The following is an 18,335-nucleotide window of genomic DNA, read 5'->3' on the forward strand; positions in this document are numbered from 1 at the left end:
AAGATAAGAAAGGACGATTTAAAATGAACAACAGAGAAATACTACAGAACTGGTTGCAGGATATGATGGTTTAAACCTTTATCTAACCAGAGATTATGGTGTTAAAGAAGGCGCGCAATACCTCAAAGCTAATGCTGACAAATTTATCGCACCTGTTTTACTGGTAAGCGGTTGTGATGATGTTTATGTTGTGTCTAAAGATGCCATTGATTTTTATCAAGAAACGGCTTCAAAAGATAAAAGTTTGAGACTTTATAGCGGACTTGGACATTATTTGATGTTTGAACCAAACGGAGATGTAGTAGTTGATGATATTGTGGGATGGATCAATCAGAGAGTGAAAAAAAATAAAGGAGGAAAACGATGCACGACTATTTAGATAATTCAAACAAGCAAATCAAGCTGGCCATCATGTTTGTAACAGGCTATGGTGGTGAGGGTTATTCTTGGCGATTTAATGATAGTAATCCAAAGGCTTACACCGACATCAATGCCTATATTGAGCTTGCCAAACTTGCTGAACAGGGTAAAATTCACACGCTGTTTATTGCGGATACACCTGGGATGGTGGGAGCTGGGGTAAATGGTGATATGGCTCGAAAATCACCGATGTTTGTAATGGAACCGATGACGATGCTAGCTGCTGTTGCCACGCATACCCAGAAAATCGGTTTGGTAGCAACCTATTCTACCACTTACAACTTACCGTATAATTTGGCTCGCCAACTTAAAACGCTGGACCTCATAAGTGGTGGGCGTGTCGGTTGGAATGCGGTAACAACAGGAACTCGTGAGGTTGCTTATAATTTTGGAGCTAGTCCTCTGCCTGACACTACCACTCGTTATGAAATGGCAGATGAAATGGTAGAAGCAGTGCAGTCTCTTTGGGGAAGTTTTGGCGAAAATGCCTACATTACAGACCAACAAACTGGCGAATTTATCAAACTGGATCAATTAACCCCTGCCAATTTCAATGGTCAATACTACCAGACCCGAGGCCCACTTCCCCTTCCACCAAGTCCGCAAGGGCAACCGCCTATTTTTCAGGCAGGTCCAAGTTTTGAAGGGGTGGAAATGGCAGGTAAATTTGCCAGCGGTGTTTATGCTAACCCTTTTACGATTGAAGAAGCTCGTCATTACCGTAATTTGTTAAAACAAAGTGCGATAAAATACGGTAGAAACCCTGATGAAATCAATATGTTTTCTGGTTTTATGGTTACGGTGGGCGATACTTATGAAGAAGCACTTGCCCGCCGTCATCAGTTACTGGATTTTATGGGAAAAGATGCATTTGAAGGACAAATTCGCTATTTATCAGCGATGATTGGCGTAAATTTACATGACTTGAATTTGAATGAACCTCTACCAAAATCTTTACAATATCAAGCCACGCCGAATCCAGTCGACCCACGCTCACTAAGAGCAGTAGAGCTAATCAAACAAGGGCTAAGTCCAAGAGATGTATTGGCAAACGGAATCATCAACTATCACCCTGTAGTGGTTGGCACGCCTGACGATGTGGCGGATTTCATTGAAGAATGGTTTAAAGCAGGGGCAACGGACGGTTTTTCCATTGTGCCAGAAAGTCAAAAAGGTGTAAAAGATTTTGTGGAAAAAGTTGTGCCCGTGTTGCAAAAACGAGGCTTATATCATCTTGATTATGAGGGAAATACTTTGCGTGAGCACTTGGGTGTGCCGAAGCAATATGGAGTGAGAAAGTAGATTAATTTCTTGATACTGCTGATAATTATTCAGAAGGTGAAAGTGAAATTATTCTTGGACAATCCTTCCGATCATTTGTCACCTAAATAACGAATCATATGTTTTACTTGGATCTCAAGGCAAGCGTTTGTCCATGAGGCTGAGATCTGATGACTGTGAACGATTATCCAAATTTGCTTATTCACTTGATGTTTTAGTTCAGGGAGCAGCATCCGCATCGATCATAACCGAATTGCTCAAATAAAGAAGGTTATGATTACGTCATGGCTCAACTGATAAGAGTAACCTGGATGAAACGTCAGAAGGACAGATACGGAGATTAGCAAGCCACATCGATGCAAAGAGTCCATACGACTATGTTACCTTGAGCATGGTCTTGGGCTAAGCATTAGGAAAGATCATAGAAGAGCAGAAGAAGGTACGGATGGTGTTAGAGGGATGGAAGAGAAGCCTGAGAGTATAAAGGAGTGCTTTGAATAAAACCGTTCACAAATAAACCGGCTGAAAGCCAGTTCCTTGTTAGTTGGCTAGTTTGATGTTTGAAACATGGACTAAGACCTAGACTGTCGCTGTTTCATTGACTAACGCGCTTCCATTCTGCGGATCGTACGGATACATCTATACTCTTTCGAAAATACGATATGTTACACTGTAACCTCCATTCAGATAGTTAACTCAATCCAAAAACACCTTATACCTGCTAAAAATTATAATGAATAGTCGGAACTACAAGAAAGGACAATAATATATAGATAATGGGTATGACTTTCTCTTACGGACGAACGATAAGTTGACGGCTGAATAAACCCGTGATATATTTAGCTTGCTAAACAATTTCAATAATAAAGGTTGGGAGAGCAACATGGAGAAAGAAATTGACTGTGAGATCCGTGAGCTGTTCGATAAACTTTCGGCAAGAATGAGACGAGATTACGGCGAAAGTCTTAGGGAACTAAACCTGCATGTCGGACAAGATAATCTGCTCTACCGTTTATTCTTAGATGATGGAGTAACACAAATGCATCTAAGTTAACAATTAAACTGTGAACCTCCCACTATAACCAACATGGTTAAATCACTTGAACAAAACGGATTCATCTATCGTAAGCGTGATGAAAAAGATGCACGAGTCATGCGGATTTATTTAACCGATAAAGGAAAGGAACTTGAGGAGCCCGTTCGTATTATATGGAAAAAGCATCAAGAAAAGTTGCTAAAATCGATCTCAATGGATGAACGACTCCTCTTACGACGGCTTATGAAGCAAATGGAGAGTAATTTGTTTTAAGCACTCTCCACTTTCTGAATATTATTTAGCAGGCTAAATTAATATTTAGCACACTAAATAATTTTATGTTTGAAAGTTTATCTAATTGGTTAGTGGGCTAATGATCTATGTCTCTTTCATACAAACGGACAAAGGAGATATATTCATGACGACTTGAGCGGCCATTAGCAGCATCCCATGTGTATTCATATGAAGAAGAAAGAGCCAAGGAATTCAACCGTGAACGATTTGTTATCGGAAGTATTGTAAATGTGGCCAAAAGACTAAGAGAAAAAGCAAATGAAGCCTGGGTGGATGAAATTATGATTCCGATTTTTAACCCGAAAAGGCTACGAGATTAAAAGCCATTGGGTTATTGGCTAGAGAGTTTGATCTTACAGAAAGAGGAGCAAAAATGAAAAGTAAAAAACAGCTTAAGATCGGCGTTATAGTTGAAGGGGTTGGTTGGAGTTACTGGGCATGGCGCCACCCTAATATGCCTGCCAATGCAAGCGAAAGTGTAGATTTCTATGTCAAGATGGCGAAACGAGCAGAAGAGGGCAAGTTCGATATGGTTTTTTTAGCAGATGTAAGCCATATAGGGCCTGGAAATATCCCGCATTTTCTAAGCATGTTTGAAGGTGTAACGATACTATCCGCATTAAGCATGGCCACTAGCCACATCGGGCTTGCTGCGACTATAGCCACGTCTTACGCTGATCCATTTACAGTGGCTAGACAGATGGCCTCTCTCGATAAAATTAGTAACGGGCGAGCGGCATGGAACGCTGTTACATCTAATTCTGGGGGGTTGGCTAACTACAGCAGAAGGCATTTGTCTAAAGAAGATTTATACCCTTTGAATAAAGAGTTCATCGAAATTGTAGAAGGCCTGTGGGATTCCTATGAAGATGATGCTTTTGTTCGTGATAAAGAGAGTGGTATCTTCCTCAATCCAAGAAAGATGCACCAACTGAATTACAGAGGCAAGTACTTTTCTGTTGACGGTCCGCTTAATATTAGTCGTTCTCCACAAGGAAGACCCGTCATCTTTCAAGCGGGTACGTCTGAAGCGTTTATGAATATCGCATCCAAACATGCTGAAGGTGTGTTCATAAATGGGGATGATTACAATTACGCCAAGCAATTTAGTGAGGAATTGAGAAGAAGAGCAGTCCTTGCTGGACGAGCTCCGGAAGACCTGTTGATTATGCCGTCACAACACATCATCGTTGGAAGAACAGAAACGGAGGCGAATGAAAAGTTTCTGGAGTTACAAAGGTTATCGCCCCCAGGATACCGTACTCCTAAACCCCCATTTTTCGGATCCGCAGAGACCGTAGCCGATAGGATTGAACATTGGCATCAAACGGGCACAATGGACGTATTGCTTCTAAGACAAGAACATCCTTCGGGAATTGATGATTTTATTGATTTGGTCGTACCGATCCTGCAGGAAAAAGGAATATTCCGAAGTGAATATGAATCCCGCACGTTGAGAGGTAATTTAGGTCTTCCTTTCCCGGAAAATAGGTATGCAAAAGTATAATAAACAACAGTGGAGATGACAATAGGATTCCTTTTCTCGATAGAATAAACGAACTGAGAAGGAAACAAGCCAAAGAAGGACTGACTGATAACGAGAAAACAAAACAGTTGAAACTACGGCAAGTTTATTTGAAGTTGATTCGTGGACAGTTTCTAACAACGATGTTAGGGATCTCCGTAGTAGATTCGAAAATGATGCAGGTAGGGCAAAAAAATAAACGATTATATTGATTTTGAAGGAGATAGTGAAATGAAGAAGCAATACAATACACGTGCCATCTTGGCATCGCTGCTTATCTGCGGTTTTGTTGGCATGTTTAGCGAGACCGCTCTAAACATAGCAATAACTAATTTAATGGAAGTATTCCAAATTAATGCCGCTACAGCGCAATGGTTGACAACAGGTTACTTACTAACACTTGGTATTCTAATGCCGTTCACTGGTCTATTATTGCAAATGTATACAACAAGACAACTTTTTATCGTGTCAACAGCTGGTTTAACGGCAGGTACATTCTTAGCGGCTGTATCCTTAAACTTTGAAATGCTCATGTTTGCACGTGTTATACAGGCAATTGGTATGGGGTTATTATTACCGCTCATGTTTAACACATTGCTTGTGATTTTTCCTCCAGAAAAGCGAGGCGCAGCGATGGGCTATATGGGGTTAGTCTTATCGTTTGCACCCGCACTGGGGCCAGCGATTAGTGGGATGATAATCCAGTATTTATCTTGGCACTTTATTTTCTGGCTCTTACTACCATTCATAGTGATTGGTATGTTGTTTGGGATGAAGTATTTAGAAAATGTAACAGAAGTAAGTAAGCAACGTATTGATGTTCTTTCAGCAGTTTTATCAACGATTGGTTTCGGAGGTATCGTATTTGGTTTTGGTCAAGCTGGTGAAGGAGGCCATGGGGGGGGGAGTTCCGTCGCTCTGACGTTGATTATTGTTGGTGTGATTGCACTTATCTTGTTTGTATTGCGACAAAATAAGGATCAGCCGTTACTAAATTTACGTGTATTCAAATATCCGATGTTCGTTATCGGGGTTTTCCTTGTGATGATGTGTATAGTAATTTTTATGACGACAATGATTGTGTTGCCAATGTTCTTGCAAACAGGGGCAGGGCTATCTGTATTTGTTACAGGCTTGATATTATTGCCGGGTAGTGCGCTAAATGGTATTTTCCAGATGGTTGCAGGGCGCTTATCCGATAAGTATGGACCGAAATGGGTTATAATGCCAGGTTTAGTCATTATAATGTTGGTTTTATGGTTCTTCACAACATTAACTCCAGCTTCATCAGTTGGATTAATTATTGCATTGCATATGGTTCTAGCGGGAGGGATTGGACTCATTTGGCCAGCCTCACAAACAAATGCCTTAAACTCACTGCCACCTGAATTATATCCACACGGTTCAGCTGCCCTGAACACGTTGATGCAAGTCGTTGGGGCTATGGGAACAGCTGTAGCGATTAGTATTTTAACAGGTGGAAAGAATAAGTATTTAGCTACCTCATCTACACCAACAATGCCGAATGAAATCGCAAATGCGATAACTGCGGGGGTGCAAAACGTGTTTTGGATTTTGCTTTTAATTGCTGTTATTGGCTTTATTATTGGCTTGTTCGTGCGCCGCTCCGTTATCAACCGCGGAACAGTAGAGAGCATGAATATGCATTAAATATGAAAGTTCATTTACACGTATTCACCATGCTTTTATGACTATCTATAAAAAAGAAGAGGCACATAATAACGGATGTAGCGGACAGTTACATGCTGATTGCAAAGCGAGTATGATTGTCATGCTATAAAATGCCCAATATTAAGGAGGATATACAGAATGAAGTATAAGCAGCTTGGAAATACAGGACTTTTAGTTTCACAACTTGCGTTAGGCACAATGACGTTCACGAGTGGAAAGGATAACCATAAAATTCTCGGTTTAGTTGGGCAGGAAGAAGCCGACAAGATGATAAAAAAGAGTGTCGATATCGGAATTAATTTCTTTGATACTGCTGATAATTATGCAGAAGGTGAAAGTGAAATTATTCTTGGACAATCCTTCCGCAATCTTGGTATTGCGCGGGAGGAAGTTGTAATTGCTAGCAAAGCCGCCGGACGAACAGGTATGGGACGTAACGATGTCGGTGCTTCAAGAGGACATATTATGAATGCAGTGGAAGCAAGTTTACAGAGATTGAAGATGGATTATATCGATTTGTATCAGATTCACGCCGATGATTTCTTGACACCTGTAGAAGAAACTTTAGGTGCTTTAAATGATCTGGTAACACAGGGTAAGGTACGATATATTGGCGTATCGAACTGGCATGCTTGGAAAATTGCTGATGCTCTTGGTATTTCTGAACGCAAAAATCTGGCTCGCTTTGAAACGGTTCAGGGGTATTATTCTCTTGCCAGCCGCGATGTTGAACGAGAGTTGGCGCCTTTGATGGAAGCAAAGAAGATGGGACTTCTGGTGTGGGGTCCGCTTGCTGGCGGTCTGCTGTCAGGGCGTTACGATCGACACAATCAAAAGGCAGAGGATTCGCGCCGCTCAGCGGTTGATTTCCCGATTGTAGATAAAGAGCGAGCTTGGAATATCATTGATAAGATAAAACCGATCGCTGAAGCACATGGGACAAGTATAGCAAGTGTGGCGCTCGCTTGGCTGATGACAAGACCAGTTGTAACCTCTGTTCTTGTTGGCGCGAAACGATTGGAACAGTTGGAAGAAAATCTGGAAGCCGCAAATTTAGAACTGACGGATGATGAAATTCAGCAACTTGACGAAGTGAGTACACTGCCTCCTGAATACCCAGGTTGGATGGTTGACTATCAGAAAAGAGATCGCCTGGAACCGCTTTTTTGACAGAATATTCAGTCCAGAGTATCGTGAGCTTAGGTTATAACGAAGGAATGTAAAGGCAATGAACCGTTGAGATATGGGATGGTGAACCCCAAGGGAATTAGTGGAGTATGTGCAGAAGAAGTAAACTGGGGAAATTTTTCTAGCTATTCCAGATGCCCAGCCCAGCCTCTTTAGCAAAGGAAAATTTCAAATGATATTCATCGCTGATACTCCAGCTTGATGGTTCTCAGGACCACAGTCTCCTATGTTCCCTCTATGGATCCTATGTTGGCACTATTGGCTGTGCAAGAGAAACGAAACATAATGGGCTTGTTGCTGCACTCTCAAGCAGCTGTTACCTAACTATGGCTCACTTTTTCGATTAGTCCAGGTTCATCATTTGAACAATATGCTCTGCTATACTTTGTTCTGTTAGTTTAATTTGTTCAGCAGTATGCAAAGTAACTGCTTCATTAATCATGTTGGCATAGATTTGTACGTACAAAGTACGTTCATCAGAGGATATTTCCTGTATACAAAGATTCAAATAATGCTTTAGTGCATTGACATTTTGAAGAGAGTAGAGGAATAATTCTGTTATAGTTACGGCGACATTTCTTTTTGACTTGTTGATGATACTCAAATGCTGCGAATACTAATTGCATCATATTATCTTTTGTAAAAGTACACACACCATTAGTATGTTGTTGAATAAGTTCTTCCGCTGATTTTTTTATAATCTCATCCAACAATTCATATTTATCTTGGAAATGAGCATAGAAAGTTGCCCGATTGATTTGGGCCCGTTCCGTTAAATTTTGTATTGTTATTTTATCAAAATCTTTTTCTTCCATCAGTTCAAAAAGTGACTCAAAAATGGATTCTCTTGTTCGAGTTGTACGAATATTTCTTACTTTAAGTCCCATGGATCTAACTCCTTTTTTTAAACCAACAAATGGCCCGCATTGTTGGTTGTTCCTCAATGATGTTCCGGATACAATTGAACTACTAAAGCAACTATTGTTGTAATAGTATACTGCTTAGAAGGTGGTTAGTCCATTTTGAAACCTTAAAGTGCAAGATTAATAGTTAATACCGATTTCATCGAACAATGTAATACAATTTCAAAATAATTATAACCAAATATTGGAGGGATTTAAAATGAAACTTACAGGAAACACGATCTTCATTACAGGTGGCGGTTCAGGAATTGGACGTGCATTGGCAGAAGCTCTACACAACCTTGGAAACAAAGTAATCATCTCGGGTAGAAGAAAAGAACGTCTGGAGGAAGTGATTAGTGCTAATCCCGGAATGTCTGCAGTTGAACTGGACATACAGGATCTTTCCAGTATTGAGGCAACCGCTAAGCAACTTATTCAGGACTTTCCTGATTTGAATGTCTTATTTAATAACGCCGGCATCATGCTTTTCGATGAGGCTGCGGGTGTGATTGACGAAGAGATTCTGGTTTCAACGGTCTCAACAAACTTGCTTGGACCAATTCGAATGACGTCTTCATTAATTGAACATTTGAAGTCTAAAGAAGAAGCTGTGATCATTAATACGACTTCTTCAGTCGGGTTTATTCCGTACGCAGCGACTGCGGTGTATTCGGCGACCAAAGCAGCGCTCCATTCCTATACCTTATCACAACGTTATTTGTTTAAAGATACAACAGTAAAAGTATTAGAAATCATACCACCTGGGGTTCAAACGGAACTCATGGGAGATATTAGTAACAATCCGCATGCGATGCCACTTGAAGCATTCATTGAAGAAACAATAAGATTACTCGGTACGGATGCTGAAGAGGTTCTCGTGGAACAAGCGAAAATGATTCGTGATCATCAAGGTCCGAATGAAGGAGCTTTTGTAACCCAACTTAACGATATGGCGAGCCAAGCGCCAACAGACCATTAATTTCATCCATCTATGACTATCGGTTCCATTGTTACCAAGCTATGCCTCATTTAAAGTCTATAGCAAATAAAAATATCGTTGGGAGAGAGTCAATGCAGAACAGCAATGACCCTTGAATTCGTGTAACACGAAGGCGGTAGGCTTATTATAATGCAAATCGGACGTAAGTGGACTCCCTGCTTCAGTGCCCGGTTCCAGGGATACGCGCCGTTTGCCTTTTATACAGTTAAACACTGGGAGGAATTACAATGCAAACCGTAACATTGAACAATGGTGTGAAAATGCCGATCATCGGCTTTGGTGTCTTTCAAGTGCCGGATGCTGAAGAATGCGAGAACGCCGTATATGAAGCGCTGATGGCTGGTTATCGCCTGATCGACACCGCGGCTGGTTATCTCAACGAGGAAGCAGTAGGACGCGCGATCAAGCGTAGCGGCGTACCACGCGCAGAGCTGTTCATCACGACCAAGCTTTGGGTTCAGGATGCCGGTTACGAGAGTGCCAAGCTGGCGTTTGCCAAATCTTTGAAAAAGCTGCAGCTCGACTATCTCGATCTATACCTTATTCACCTGCCGTTCGGCGATTACTACGGCGCTTGGCGTGCGATGGAAGACCTGTACCGCGAAGGCAAGATCAAGGCGATCGGTGTCAGCAACTTCCTGCCCGACCGTCTGATGGACCTCATCGTGCATAACGAAATTGTGCCCGCAGTCAACCAGATCGAAACGCACCCGTTCTACCAGCAGACTGAGAACGCCGCTTTTATGAAAGAGCAGAGAGTGCAGCACCAGTCGTGGGCGCCGTTCGCTGAAGGACTGGGCAACATGTTCGGCAACGAAGTACTGGCTTCCATCGCAGAAAAACACAACAAGTCCGTCGCCCAGGTCGTGCTGCGCTGGCTTGTTCAGCGTGAAGTCGTTGTAATTCCAAAATCGGTGAGAAAAGAGCGGATCATCGAAAACATCGACATTTTCGATTTCGAATTGAGTGCAGACGATATCGAACAAATCTCCACCCTTGATACGCGGGAGAGTTTATTCTTATCCTTCCACGATCCGAAATCTGCCAAGATGCTGGGCACCTCGAGAGTCGAGCTGTAATCCTTGATCCAACAGTAAACTCATCACGCGTTTATCCTCATCTATTAGAAAGGACAGGGTGCCCCTGTCCTTTCTTTACTTGAACATCGAATTCTATTGTAGAATGACATAAAGTCGCCAACCAAGAAACCTCTAATAAATCAAGGGGTTTTAACGTAAAATAATATCAGCTGTCGAGGGACAAGAACATGGTCCCATTGAAGTCGCTTATTTAGCGGTTTTTTTGTTTTAAGGAACTAAGTTCTTGTCCCTTGTTGAGGACAAGAACATTGTACCATTGCCGAAAAGGACAAAAACATTGTGTCATTCCCGATTAGGTAAGTATCTAAATTGTTTCAAGGCTGGAAATTATGTCGCGGGACAAAAGCAAAGAACATAAAACGTCGCGTAAATAGCGTTTTATTTAAGGAACCAAGCTTATTTCCCGAACTGAGGATAAGGACATCGTGTCATAGTCGATTAGACAAATAGGTAATTATAATATAATATCTGCTTCATTAAGCTATACCAGCTAATAGCTTGTCAACATTACCAGCAAAACAACTCGAGAACTTGTGTTATATTATTAATGAGCATGCCAAACTGGACCTCTGTCAAGAAAGTAGACACTTACGCTACGGATTTTTTCGTAAATTGCTTCGCAAAGCGGACAGGGGAAAGGTACCCCAGCGCGCCATGCATTCGCTTGCGGTTGTAATAGAATTCAATGTATTGGTAGATGGCTGTATAGGCCTCTTCCGGTGTTTTGAAGCGGGGGTTACAGTAAATGAGTTCCTTTTTCAAAATGCTGTGCCAAGACTCGATACAGGCGTTATCGTAGCAGTTTCCCCGGCGGCTCATGCTGGATTCCATACCGTAAGCCTTCAATTGCTCCACATACTCTTTCGAGGTGTATTGAGACCCGCGATCCGAGTGATGCAGCAATCCCTGACCAGGTCGTTTGGCGGTGTAAGCAGACTTCAATGCATCCAGCACTAAGCTGGTTTCCATGTGGTTGTACAGACGCCAGCCCACAATTTCACGCGTACACAAATCCAGGACACTTGCGAGATACAAACGCCCTCCTCGGCATGGAATGTAAGTGATGTCGGTAACCCATACGGTGTTAGGTTTGAGCGTTTTAAACTGTTGATTCAGCGTGTTGGGCGCAATCGGATGGCTATGCCTGGAGTCGGTGGTCTGGACACGATACGTCCGACTAACGACGGAGCGGAGCTTCATTTGGCGCATGTATACACTCACCGTGCGTGCAGTGATCCTAAAACCTTCCAGATGGAGCAAGCGGGTTATTTTGGGACTGCCATATCGCATGTTATGGTCAAAAAAATGGTACCGAATTCGCTTCATGATCTGGGCTTTCCGAATCTGTTGTGTGCTTGTTTTGTTCATCCGCCATTTGTAATATCCGCTCCGTGAGACTTGCAGGGTTTCGCACATCTTCTCCAAGGGAAACTCGGAGCGATGGTTTTTCACAAACAGAAATCTTAGTTCTTTGGTTTGCTGAAGATGTGCACCGCTTTTTTTACAATGGCCAGTTCCTCTTCCGTATCGGCAAGTTTATGTTCTTTCTCTTGGAGCATACGACGCATCTCTTTCAGCTCTGTTTCGAGTTCCCTTACTCGATCCATACTGGCTACTGGCTCGTTTTTGAGCTCACGATATTGGCTCATCCATTGATGTAACGTACTTTTCGGGATGTTGAGCTCTTCTGCCAGATCACTGAGTGTCTTCGTCTGTTCTTGAATAAACTTGACCGTTTGCTTTTTAAATTCTTCGTTGTACCGTTGCCGTTGTTCTCCCATGTGGACACCTCCGTTAGTCTTATTATCCTTCTGTCCGTTAACGGGTGTCCACTTTTTATTCTAGCTGCACTTGCTGCTCATCCTCCGCTTTGTTTGCTGCCTCATTCAAGTATTATTATCTCGGTCTTTAAATGAGAGAAGAAAGACTGGATACAGGCATTGTCCATGCAATCCCCACACCTGGAGATGACTTCCTAGCATGCCGAGTTGTTCCAGTTTACGGTTAAATGGCTTCGTGGTGTATTGAAATCCTGGATCCGAGTGTAGGATTACGCCACTCAGATCCGTGTGCTGATTGAGTCTATCCAGCGTTTCATGAACCAAAGCGAGATCATTTCGTTCGGAAAGATGCCAAGCTACAATCTCGTTAATATACAAATCCTGAATGACTAACAGATACACAAACTGTTCTCACGGGGACGTCCCTTCAGTGGATTCGGGATACTGTTTTTTCGCTCATCGAACGCTTCCCCGTTTTTCCACTTTTTCACCCACACTTTCAGTTGTGAACAGTTTCGAATCCCCTCGCGCTCAGCAATCACCTTGTAACTTAAAGAACCTTCGACATATGATTAACTGTATTCAATTTAAATTCTTCGGTATACGTCTGAAATGTTTGCCCTTTTTTCGACATAAAAATATCCCCTCGAAGTGTCACTTGACCCCCATGATAACATGAAAGTTTTTTTAAGTGTCTAAAGGGGATAATACCACAAAGATGTAGATAGGGGGCTTTTTGTTGTATTAAAAAGTGAATGCAATTGGAGCAGGAGTAGTATGGGCGAAGTTATTGATACAGCTAACTACTCCACCAGTTTTTCAGACCTCTGCGCCATATCCTGTAAAACGCGAGCCACCCGACTTTTTCTGCCTTTTGCTTTTCTCTGTATTCTTGCGAGAGATTTTTTATATGCTTCCACATCTGTTTGAAGCACGAAGTGTTTGGCGGCAATCCGTAATGTTTTTTTTAACAATCGTGCGGAAGAACGTGTTGTTCTGGACCGGAAGCCTCTGCGCAAGATTCGCAGCGTTTTTTTGTAGGTTTCGAGGTCAGCTGATGGTGGTACAACGCAGAATAAATTGAGTGCGGAATCATTGAATCCATAGGTTTCGAGCATGATTTTCAGATTCTCTGTATTGAGCACTTCCCCTCGGAAATGAGTGGGATGTTCCTGATGATAACCTACGACCTCTTTCATACAGTAGAAGGGCACTTTCAAACGATGCAGCCTGTAGCCCAGATCCCAGTCTTCAAGCCCATAGAGTACAAACCGTTCATTGAAACCACCGACCCGATTCAATAGGTTACGCCGGATGGATACACACCGAGTAACAAGCAACATCCAGGGAGCAACATCGGTGCTGGCAAATTGCTTGCTGACACCAGGCGGTATTTTGGTTGGGAAAATCACTTTGGACAATGCATCTGTCTGATGAATGATATCTTCCGTTGTGACCAGTGGAATAATTTCATTCGCTGCATCAAAATCAGGATGCCATAAGTTTGAAGGGGTAAGGATCGAACAGCAATGTTCTTTTTCTGATGGCGAGAAGTCTGGATAGTAGTGGGTATAAGCATCGGCAAAAGAATGCGGAAAACCCGAAACGACGGCTCTGGGATTTTTACGATGATATTGACGCACTGTTCGGATAAATTCGGGTAATGCCAGAAAGTCAGCATCACAGAAGATAATATACAGACCTTTGGCATGCCGAAGCCCCAAATTCCGAATCGCTGACCTGCCACGTTGCTCCGTTTGGGATACGTAGGTCAAAGAATATGAAGACTGGAATGCCTGGACCTGTTCTTTCGTTCCATCAGTGGAACCATCATCAGCTACGATGACTTCGAAAAGGTGCTTCGGATAGGTTTGTGTCTCAAGGGCTGCCAGTGTAAGCGATAACTGATGGGCCCGATTATAGGTTGGAATAATGACGCTGTAGCGAATTGCCATTCCTGTTTCCTCCTTCACGTTGTTGGACGCTCCTTATGAAAAAGATCGAACACGTTCAAGTAAGAAGTGATATTAGTTTATTCCATATATGTAGCAGCGACTGGTCAAACACCCTATGATTTCGGAAACGGGCTTGATCGATCTCCTTCTTTTGCTTACCGTTCAATCTGGAAAGGGGATCCTGATCTCTTGCATGGATGTGCAAATTCTGTGCTGCGCAAGGGAATATCAAATTTTGGATATATAGGGCAATAATGAAGGATAGCCATTATAACGAGCAAGCGGTAATTTTATGAGGAGCGATGACAAAGTTGCTTTTCAATGATACGAATTAAATGGGGCGACGTGAGGCGATGAAACGGTCATGGAGAAAACGACTGACAATTGGAATCTGCCTGATGATGGGCATTACTGCTCTTGCAGGTGTTCAGGAGATAACGGTAGTAACGATTAAGGAATGGGAAAAGAAAACCAATACCAAAATCGAATTCCAGCATCCCACTATGGGTGCCGAGACCGAACAGTTCAATGTCATGATTGCCTCGAGTCAGCTGCCTGATGCAATGTTTGTAAATGGAGATTACGCCAAGCTATTCAATGATGGTATCATCATTCGATTTAACGAACTCATTGATGAATACGCTCCCAATTTGAAAAAGATCCTAGAGGAGAATCCCGAGGTTGCCAAACAGTTAAAAGCCGACAGTGGGGATATCTATGCGATACGCATCTGCGTCTGGGGGAATACAAGACCTTCGGCGGCACGTTCATCCGTCAGGATTGGCTTGATGAGCTGAAGCTGGAGAAACCGGAAACGATTGAGGAGTGGGAATGTTCAGTAATTTTTTTCATTAAATCCTTCAATTGGGCAGTAATCTGAATATGAAAATCGATATATATAGTTTTTTCGTAGCATCCTTGACTAAACTAACGGGAAACGATAATTGGACAACAGCAGCGGCCGTCTAAGACTCTCCTCTCGGTCTTGTTGGATCGATTTTGCAATCCTTTGGTATCGTTCCGCTAATGATTGTACTCATGCCACTGATAACAGATACGATGAGTACGGGGAATGGAAATACGGACAGCGTATTGTAGGTCACACGAATAGTATCAATAGCTTTGAACAGAAGATTGGTACTGTGATCGGAACTGCCTTACTTGGTTGGATGTTGGCATGGGGGAACTACAGGGAAGGCGCAGCTGAACAAGGTCACTCAGCCATACAAATGATCATTGGTTTTAACATTTATATTCTGATTGTTATATATTCTTATAGCTATTCTTCTACTCAACTTCTCGCTGGACAAACAATATGTTCAAATTTTAAATGATTTGGAGAAAAGAAGAGACCCTAAGGTCTAAATCTGTTAATGAAGGGATTTTTCGTCTTTGTCGTTTTAAGGCCAGCCAATAGGCTGGCCTTTCTGAGGTTTTGTCGAGGGACAAGAACATTGTTCCATTCAAAGTCGCTAATTTAGCGGCTTTTTTGTTTTAAGGAACCAAGTTCTTGTCCCAGGCTGAGGACAAGAACATAGTACCATTGCCGAAAAGGACAAGAACATTGTGTCATTGCGGATTAGATGGTGAACTAAATATAATCTCAATTTAAAGCAGCTTCTAATATGTAGAAAGCAAATTCTTATCCTGAGTAAGGATTAGAACTTGTTCTACAACCAATTCGATCTCTTTGTATATTGATGTCACCGGCAGTGATTGACATGTAATTTGGGAAAGCTTAGTGCGTGGCCTGCATACGTTCATCGAGACGAGCGGCATTTGCCTCTTATATTGATCAGTCTTCATCAGAAGCTGCTGGGCGTGTTGGAAAAGGGCAGATCCGCATGATGCAAAATGACAATGTACTGCTTCGTTTTGATGATTCTCAATCTACCTACCTCCTGAAAAAGAAAATAACCCCTCGAAGAAGGGGGCGTAGTTCTAGGTCACGAATATAGTATATGTCCCAAAGTTCCCCTGAACCGGTTTTGAGTTATCGGGGTATTTGTGCGGTGCCGGAAATAGTCGAGAACTAGTAATCACAAATATTTGGGAATGCGTTACATTTATAATTTTGGGAGGGAGGGTTTCAACTGATGGGAAAATCCACAATCTGCTCCATGCAAAGTCTGTTCTATAAACAACGGCGGTTGTTTGTATGGAGCAAGAACGAACGAAATTTAACCGCTGAATCATCTCTGGTATGATGGTTACTGTTTATAGAATGACTTTGCTCCCTTAAATTTTAAAAAAACTTTAAGGAGCAGAGCTATCATGAAATATGTAAATGCAGACAATATCTTTCCGGAAGAGTTGCTAAAAGAAATTCAGAAGTACATTCACGGCCGCATGGTGTATGTCCCGACCCCTGAAAAATTGCACAAAAAATGGGGAGAAAAATCGGGGAGTAGAGAACAGCTAAGTCTAAGAAACGAAACGATCCGTCAAACATATTTCAATGGAAAGTCGATCGATGAACTCTCGAATGAATTCGGTCTTCCCTACGAAAGCATTAAGAAAATCATTTACTCTAGAAAATAGATTCACTTGTAAGTCACATCGTGCTTTCTGATGTGGCTTTTTGTGTAGAATTTGATTCTGAATCAAATTCAGTATATTTTCAATCAGCACCTTTTGTTACCATGAAAATAAAGGGGAGAGGTTATATGGATAAAAAGATTAAACTACTATACACACAAGATATATTGAGACAGTCCGCACAATGTTTTGGAATACGTGAAGACTCAATTTTCGAATTAAATGGATTTCAAAATTTCGTTTATTCCGGGGTAGTTGGAGATCGAAAAGTTATTTTAAGAATTGCCCATGTCACACATCGAAATGAATTATTAACAAGAGCGGAACTAGATTTTATCATGTTCCTGGCTGATTGCGGAATGAAAGTAGCGAGGCCCATTCAGTCTTTATCAGGGGATCTTATTCATATCATTGACGAGTCCTTTGTTGTGACAGCTTTTGAGAAAGCACCCGGCAAAAATGCAGTAATAGCCGAGGAGAGCAATACGTTTTATGGGAATATCGGTCAAATGGTCGGGAAAATACATAAGTTTTCACTTCATTATTCGTCCCAACATTCACGCTATGAATGGAATGATAATGCCCTATTAGCCTCATTTAAGAAGTATTGTCCGTTAGAATTACACGATAACTTTGATCGTTTAATTACTGAAGTTAGCGCTCTAGCCAAGGAAAAAGATACGTACGGTCTTATTCATGGGGATATCAGCCCTGGCAATTATCTTAATGGTGGGGACAATGCCTTTATTATTGATTATGATGATGCGGAATATAGCTGGTTTGTTTCTGATATTGCTACTCCATTATTCTATGAAATCCCTATTCCGTGGGTTGTGTCTGGAGATGTAAGAAAGGAGATTGCAAAGCGTTTCTATTGCAACTTCTTAAACGGCTATTGTAAGGAAAATACTGTGAGTCAAGGTTGGTTAAACAAAATCCCATTATTTATTAATTTAAGGCAAGCTAGAGTTTTAGCCGCGTTCTATAGAAGCAGAGATTTTAACGCTCCTGATTGGAGCGAATGGGATGAGCAAGCCCGACGCTTCTACTATGAAAATTTGTTAAATAACACTCCCTATATTGATATGGACTTTTTGTGTTAACGGGAACGATACTAGAAAAGGAAGGGCCATCCCACAAAGGATGGCCTTTAAACTTGTTGTTGAAGCATATATTTGATATATATATGAACACGCCTTCAGACATAAATGCATGAAAGTAAGGTACTTTGACGTTCTTATTTTAAACAGGAAGAGAAGAGCAAAGCTGACCCGACTCAAGGTATCAAATTTATTTCTGTAATAGAGATGATCCATTAGAAGGAGACGAATATGAGGCAGCAGGTGGAGACGGATACAACGATCCGTTTGAAACGGAGGTTTCATTGGATGCCACTAGCGATCAGGATGAAGAATATCACAAAGAAAGTGATCCTTCAATTGATTATGACCCTAACGAAGAAGATTCAGAAGCGCGCTGGGATAAAATTCTGCGTGACCGCTTGAAAGCAAGTGAGCGGGCAGAATAATGGTTACTTACATGCAGATTCGTGTCCCTCAAGCCAGAAGAAGATGATTATCAAATACTATTGTATAAAAATCTGTCTATGGGGCATAATGT

General features: G+C 41.9%; 19 protein-coding genes and 1 pseudogene. 15 read left to right on the top strand and 5 right to left on the bottom strand.

Annotated elements, in window-relative coordinates; translation table 11 throughout:
* Nucleotides 1-49: 49 nt before the first annotated feature.
* The 8 genes and pseudogenes from AC1S8V_RS16295 (at nt 50) to AC1S8V_RS16330 (ending at nt 7,418) form a co-directional block, all read left to right on the top strand.
* Entirely contained in the window at nt 50-379 is a 330-nt protein-coding gene (locus AC1S8V_RS16295) for a serine aminopeptidase domain-containing protein (protein WP_482074502.1), read from the top strand.
* Nucleotides 364-1,722 (top strand): NtaA/DmoA family FMN-dependent monooxygenase, encoded by a 1,359-nt coding sequence (locus AC1S8V_RS16300; RefSeq protein ID WP_482069913.1) that lies wholly within the window; start codon nt 364-366, stop codon nt 1,720-1,722. Before AC1S8V_RS16295 ends, AC1S8V_RS16300 begins: the two co-directional genes overlap by 16 nt.
* A gap of 862 nt (nt 1,723-2,584) precedes the next feature.
* Nucleotides 2,585-2,755, top strand: a complete 171-nt coding sequence (locus AC1S8V_RS16305; protein WP_482069914.1) for a hypothetical protein — start codon at nt 2,585-2,587, stop codon at nt 2,753-2,755.
* A 15-nt stretch (nt 2,756-2,770) separates the two neighbouring features.
* Nucleotides 2,771-3,010, top strand: a pseudogene (locus tag AC1S8V_RS16310) (MarR family winged helix-turn-helix transcriptional regulator); the annotation flags it as partial.
* A 394-nt stretch (nt 3,011-3,404) separates the two neighbouring features.
* Nucleotides 3,405-4,538 (top strand): NtaA/DmoA family FMN-dependent monooxygenase, encoded by a 1,134-nt coding sequence (locus tag AC1S8V_RS16315; RefSeq protein WP_482069915.1) that lies wholly within the window; start codon nt 3,405-3,407, stop codon nt 4,536-4,538.
* Nucleotides 4,539-4,582: 44 nt separating this feature from the next.
* Nucleotides 4,583-4,768: a DUF896 domain-containing protein gene (locus AC1S8V_RS16320; RefSeq protein WP_482074503.1), complete on the top strand. Its 186-nt coding sequence runs from the start codon at nt 4,583-4,585 to the stop codon at nt 4,766-4,768.
* On the top strand, nt 4,764-6,227 hold the full coding sequence (locus tag AC1S8V_RS16325) for a DHA2 family efflux MFS transporter permease subunit (protein WP_482074504.1): 1,464 nt from the start codon (nt 4,764-4,766) through the stop codon (nt 6,225-6,227). The genes AC1S8V_RS16320 and AC1S8V_RS16325 overlap by 5 nt, the downstream gene beginning before the upstream one ends.
* Before the next feature lie 159 nt (nt 6,228-6,386).
* Entirely contained in the window at nt 6,387-7,418 is a 1,032-nt protein-coding gene (locus tag AC1S8V_RS16330) for an aldo/keto reductase (RefSeq protein WP_482069916.1), read from the top strand.
* Between the two features lie 494 nt (nt 7,419-7,912).
* Here the strand turns inward: AC1S8V_RS16330 and AC1S8V_RS16335 are convergent, their stop codons facing one another.
* Nucleotides 7,913-8,323, bottom strand: a complete 411-nt coding sequence (locus tag AC1S8V_RS16335; protein WP_482069917.1) for a TetR/AcrR family transcriptional regulator — start codon at nt 8,321-8,323, stop codon at nt 7,913-7,915.
* Between the two features lie 235 nt (nt 8,324-8,558).
* Here AC1S8V_RS16335 and AC1S8V_RS16340 point away from each other — a divergent pair, with 235 nt between their 5' ends.
* Nucleotides 8,559-9,320: an SDR family oxidoreductase gene (locus AC1S8V_RS16340; RefSeq protein ID WP_482069918.1), complete on the top strand. Its 762-nt coding sequence runs from the start codon at nt 8,559-8,561 to the stop codon at nt 9,318-9,320.
* A 248-nt stretch (nt 9,321-9,568) separates the two neighbouring features.
* Nucleotides 9,569-10,420 (top strand): aldo/keto reductase, encoded by an 852-nt coding sequence (locus AC1S8V_RS16345; protein WP_482069919.1) that lies wholly within the window; start codon nt 9,569-9,571, stop codon nt 10,418-10,420.
* A 609-nt stretch (nt 10,421-11,029) separates the two neighbouring features.
* On the opposite strand, the gene AC1S8V_RS16350 is transcribed toward AC1S8V_RS16345, so the two are convergent.
* From AC1S8V_RS16350 to AC1S8V_RS16365, 4 genes are all read right to left on the bottom strand, one after another.
* Nucleotides 11,030-11,893 (bottom strand): IS3 family transposase, encoded by an 864-nt coding sequence (locus AC1S8V_RS16350; protein WP_482069920.1) that lies wholly within the window; start codon nt 11,891-11,893, stop codon nt 11,030-11,032.
* Nucleotides 11,894-11,904: 11 nt separating this feature from the next.
* Entirely contained in the window at nt 11,905-12,222 is a 318-nt protein-coding gene (locus tag AC1S8V_RS16355; protein WP_482069921.1) for a transposase, read from the bottom strand.
* 105 nt (nt 12,223-12,327) lie between these two features.
* Nucleotides 12,328-12,624, bottom strand: coding sequence for a DDE-type integrase/transposase/recombinase (locus AC1S8V_RS16360; RefSeq protein ID WP_482069922.1), 297 nt, complete (start codon nt 12,622-12,624; stop codon nt 12,328-12,330).
* Nucleotides 12,625-13,025: 401 nt separating this feature from the next.
* A complete protein-coding gene (locus AC1S8V_RS16365; protein WP_482069923.1) occupies nt 13,026-14,177 on the bottom strand; it encodes a glycosyltransferase family 2 protein in 1,152 nt (383 codons plus the stop codon).
* A 335-nt stretch (nt 14,178-14,512) separates the two neighbouring features.
* On the opposite strand from AC1S8V_RS16365, the gene AC1S8V_RS16370 reads away from it, so the two are divergent.
* From AC1S8V_RS16370 to AC1S8V_RS16390, 5 genes are all read left to right on the top strand, one after another.
* Nucleotides 14,513-14,974: a hypothetical protein gene (locus AC1S8V_RS16370; protein ID WP_482069924.1), complete on the top strand. Its 462-nt coding sequence runs from the start codon at nt 14,513-14,515 to the stop codon at nt 14,972-14,974.
* Between the two features lie 147 nt (nt 14,975-15,121).
* Entirely contained in the window at nt 15,122-15,511 is a 390-nt protein-coding gene (locus tag AC1S8V_RS16375) for an MFS transporter (protein WP_482069925.1), read from the top strand.
* A gap of 940 nt (nt 15,512-16,451) precedes the next feature.
* The gene (locus AC1S8V_RS16380; RefSeq protein ID WP_482069926.1) at nt 16,452-16,718 is read left to right on the top strand and encodes a CD3324 family protein; all 267 of its coding nucleotides are present in this window, start codon (nt 16,452-16,454) and stop codon (nt 16,716-16,718) included.
* A gap of 125 nt (nt 16,719-16,843) precedes the next feature.
* Nucleotides 16,844-17,818, top strand: coding sequence for a phosphotransferase enzyme family protein (locus AC1S8V_RS16385; RefSeq protein WP_482069927.1), 975 nt, complete (start codon nt 16,844-16,846; stop codon nt 17,816-17,818).
* Between the two features lie 281 nt (nt 17,819-18,099).
* The gene (locus AC1S8V_RS16390) at nt 18,100-18,243 is read left to right on the top strand and encodes a hypothetical protein (RefSeq protein WP_482069928.1); all 144 of its coding nucleotides are present in this window, start codon (nt 18,100-18,102) and stop codon (nt 18,241-18,243) included.
* Nucleotides 18,244-18,335 lie beyond the last annotated feature (92 nt).

Source organism: Paenibacillus sp. B46(2026) (assembly GCF_056786355.1).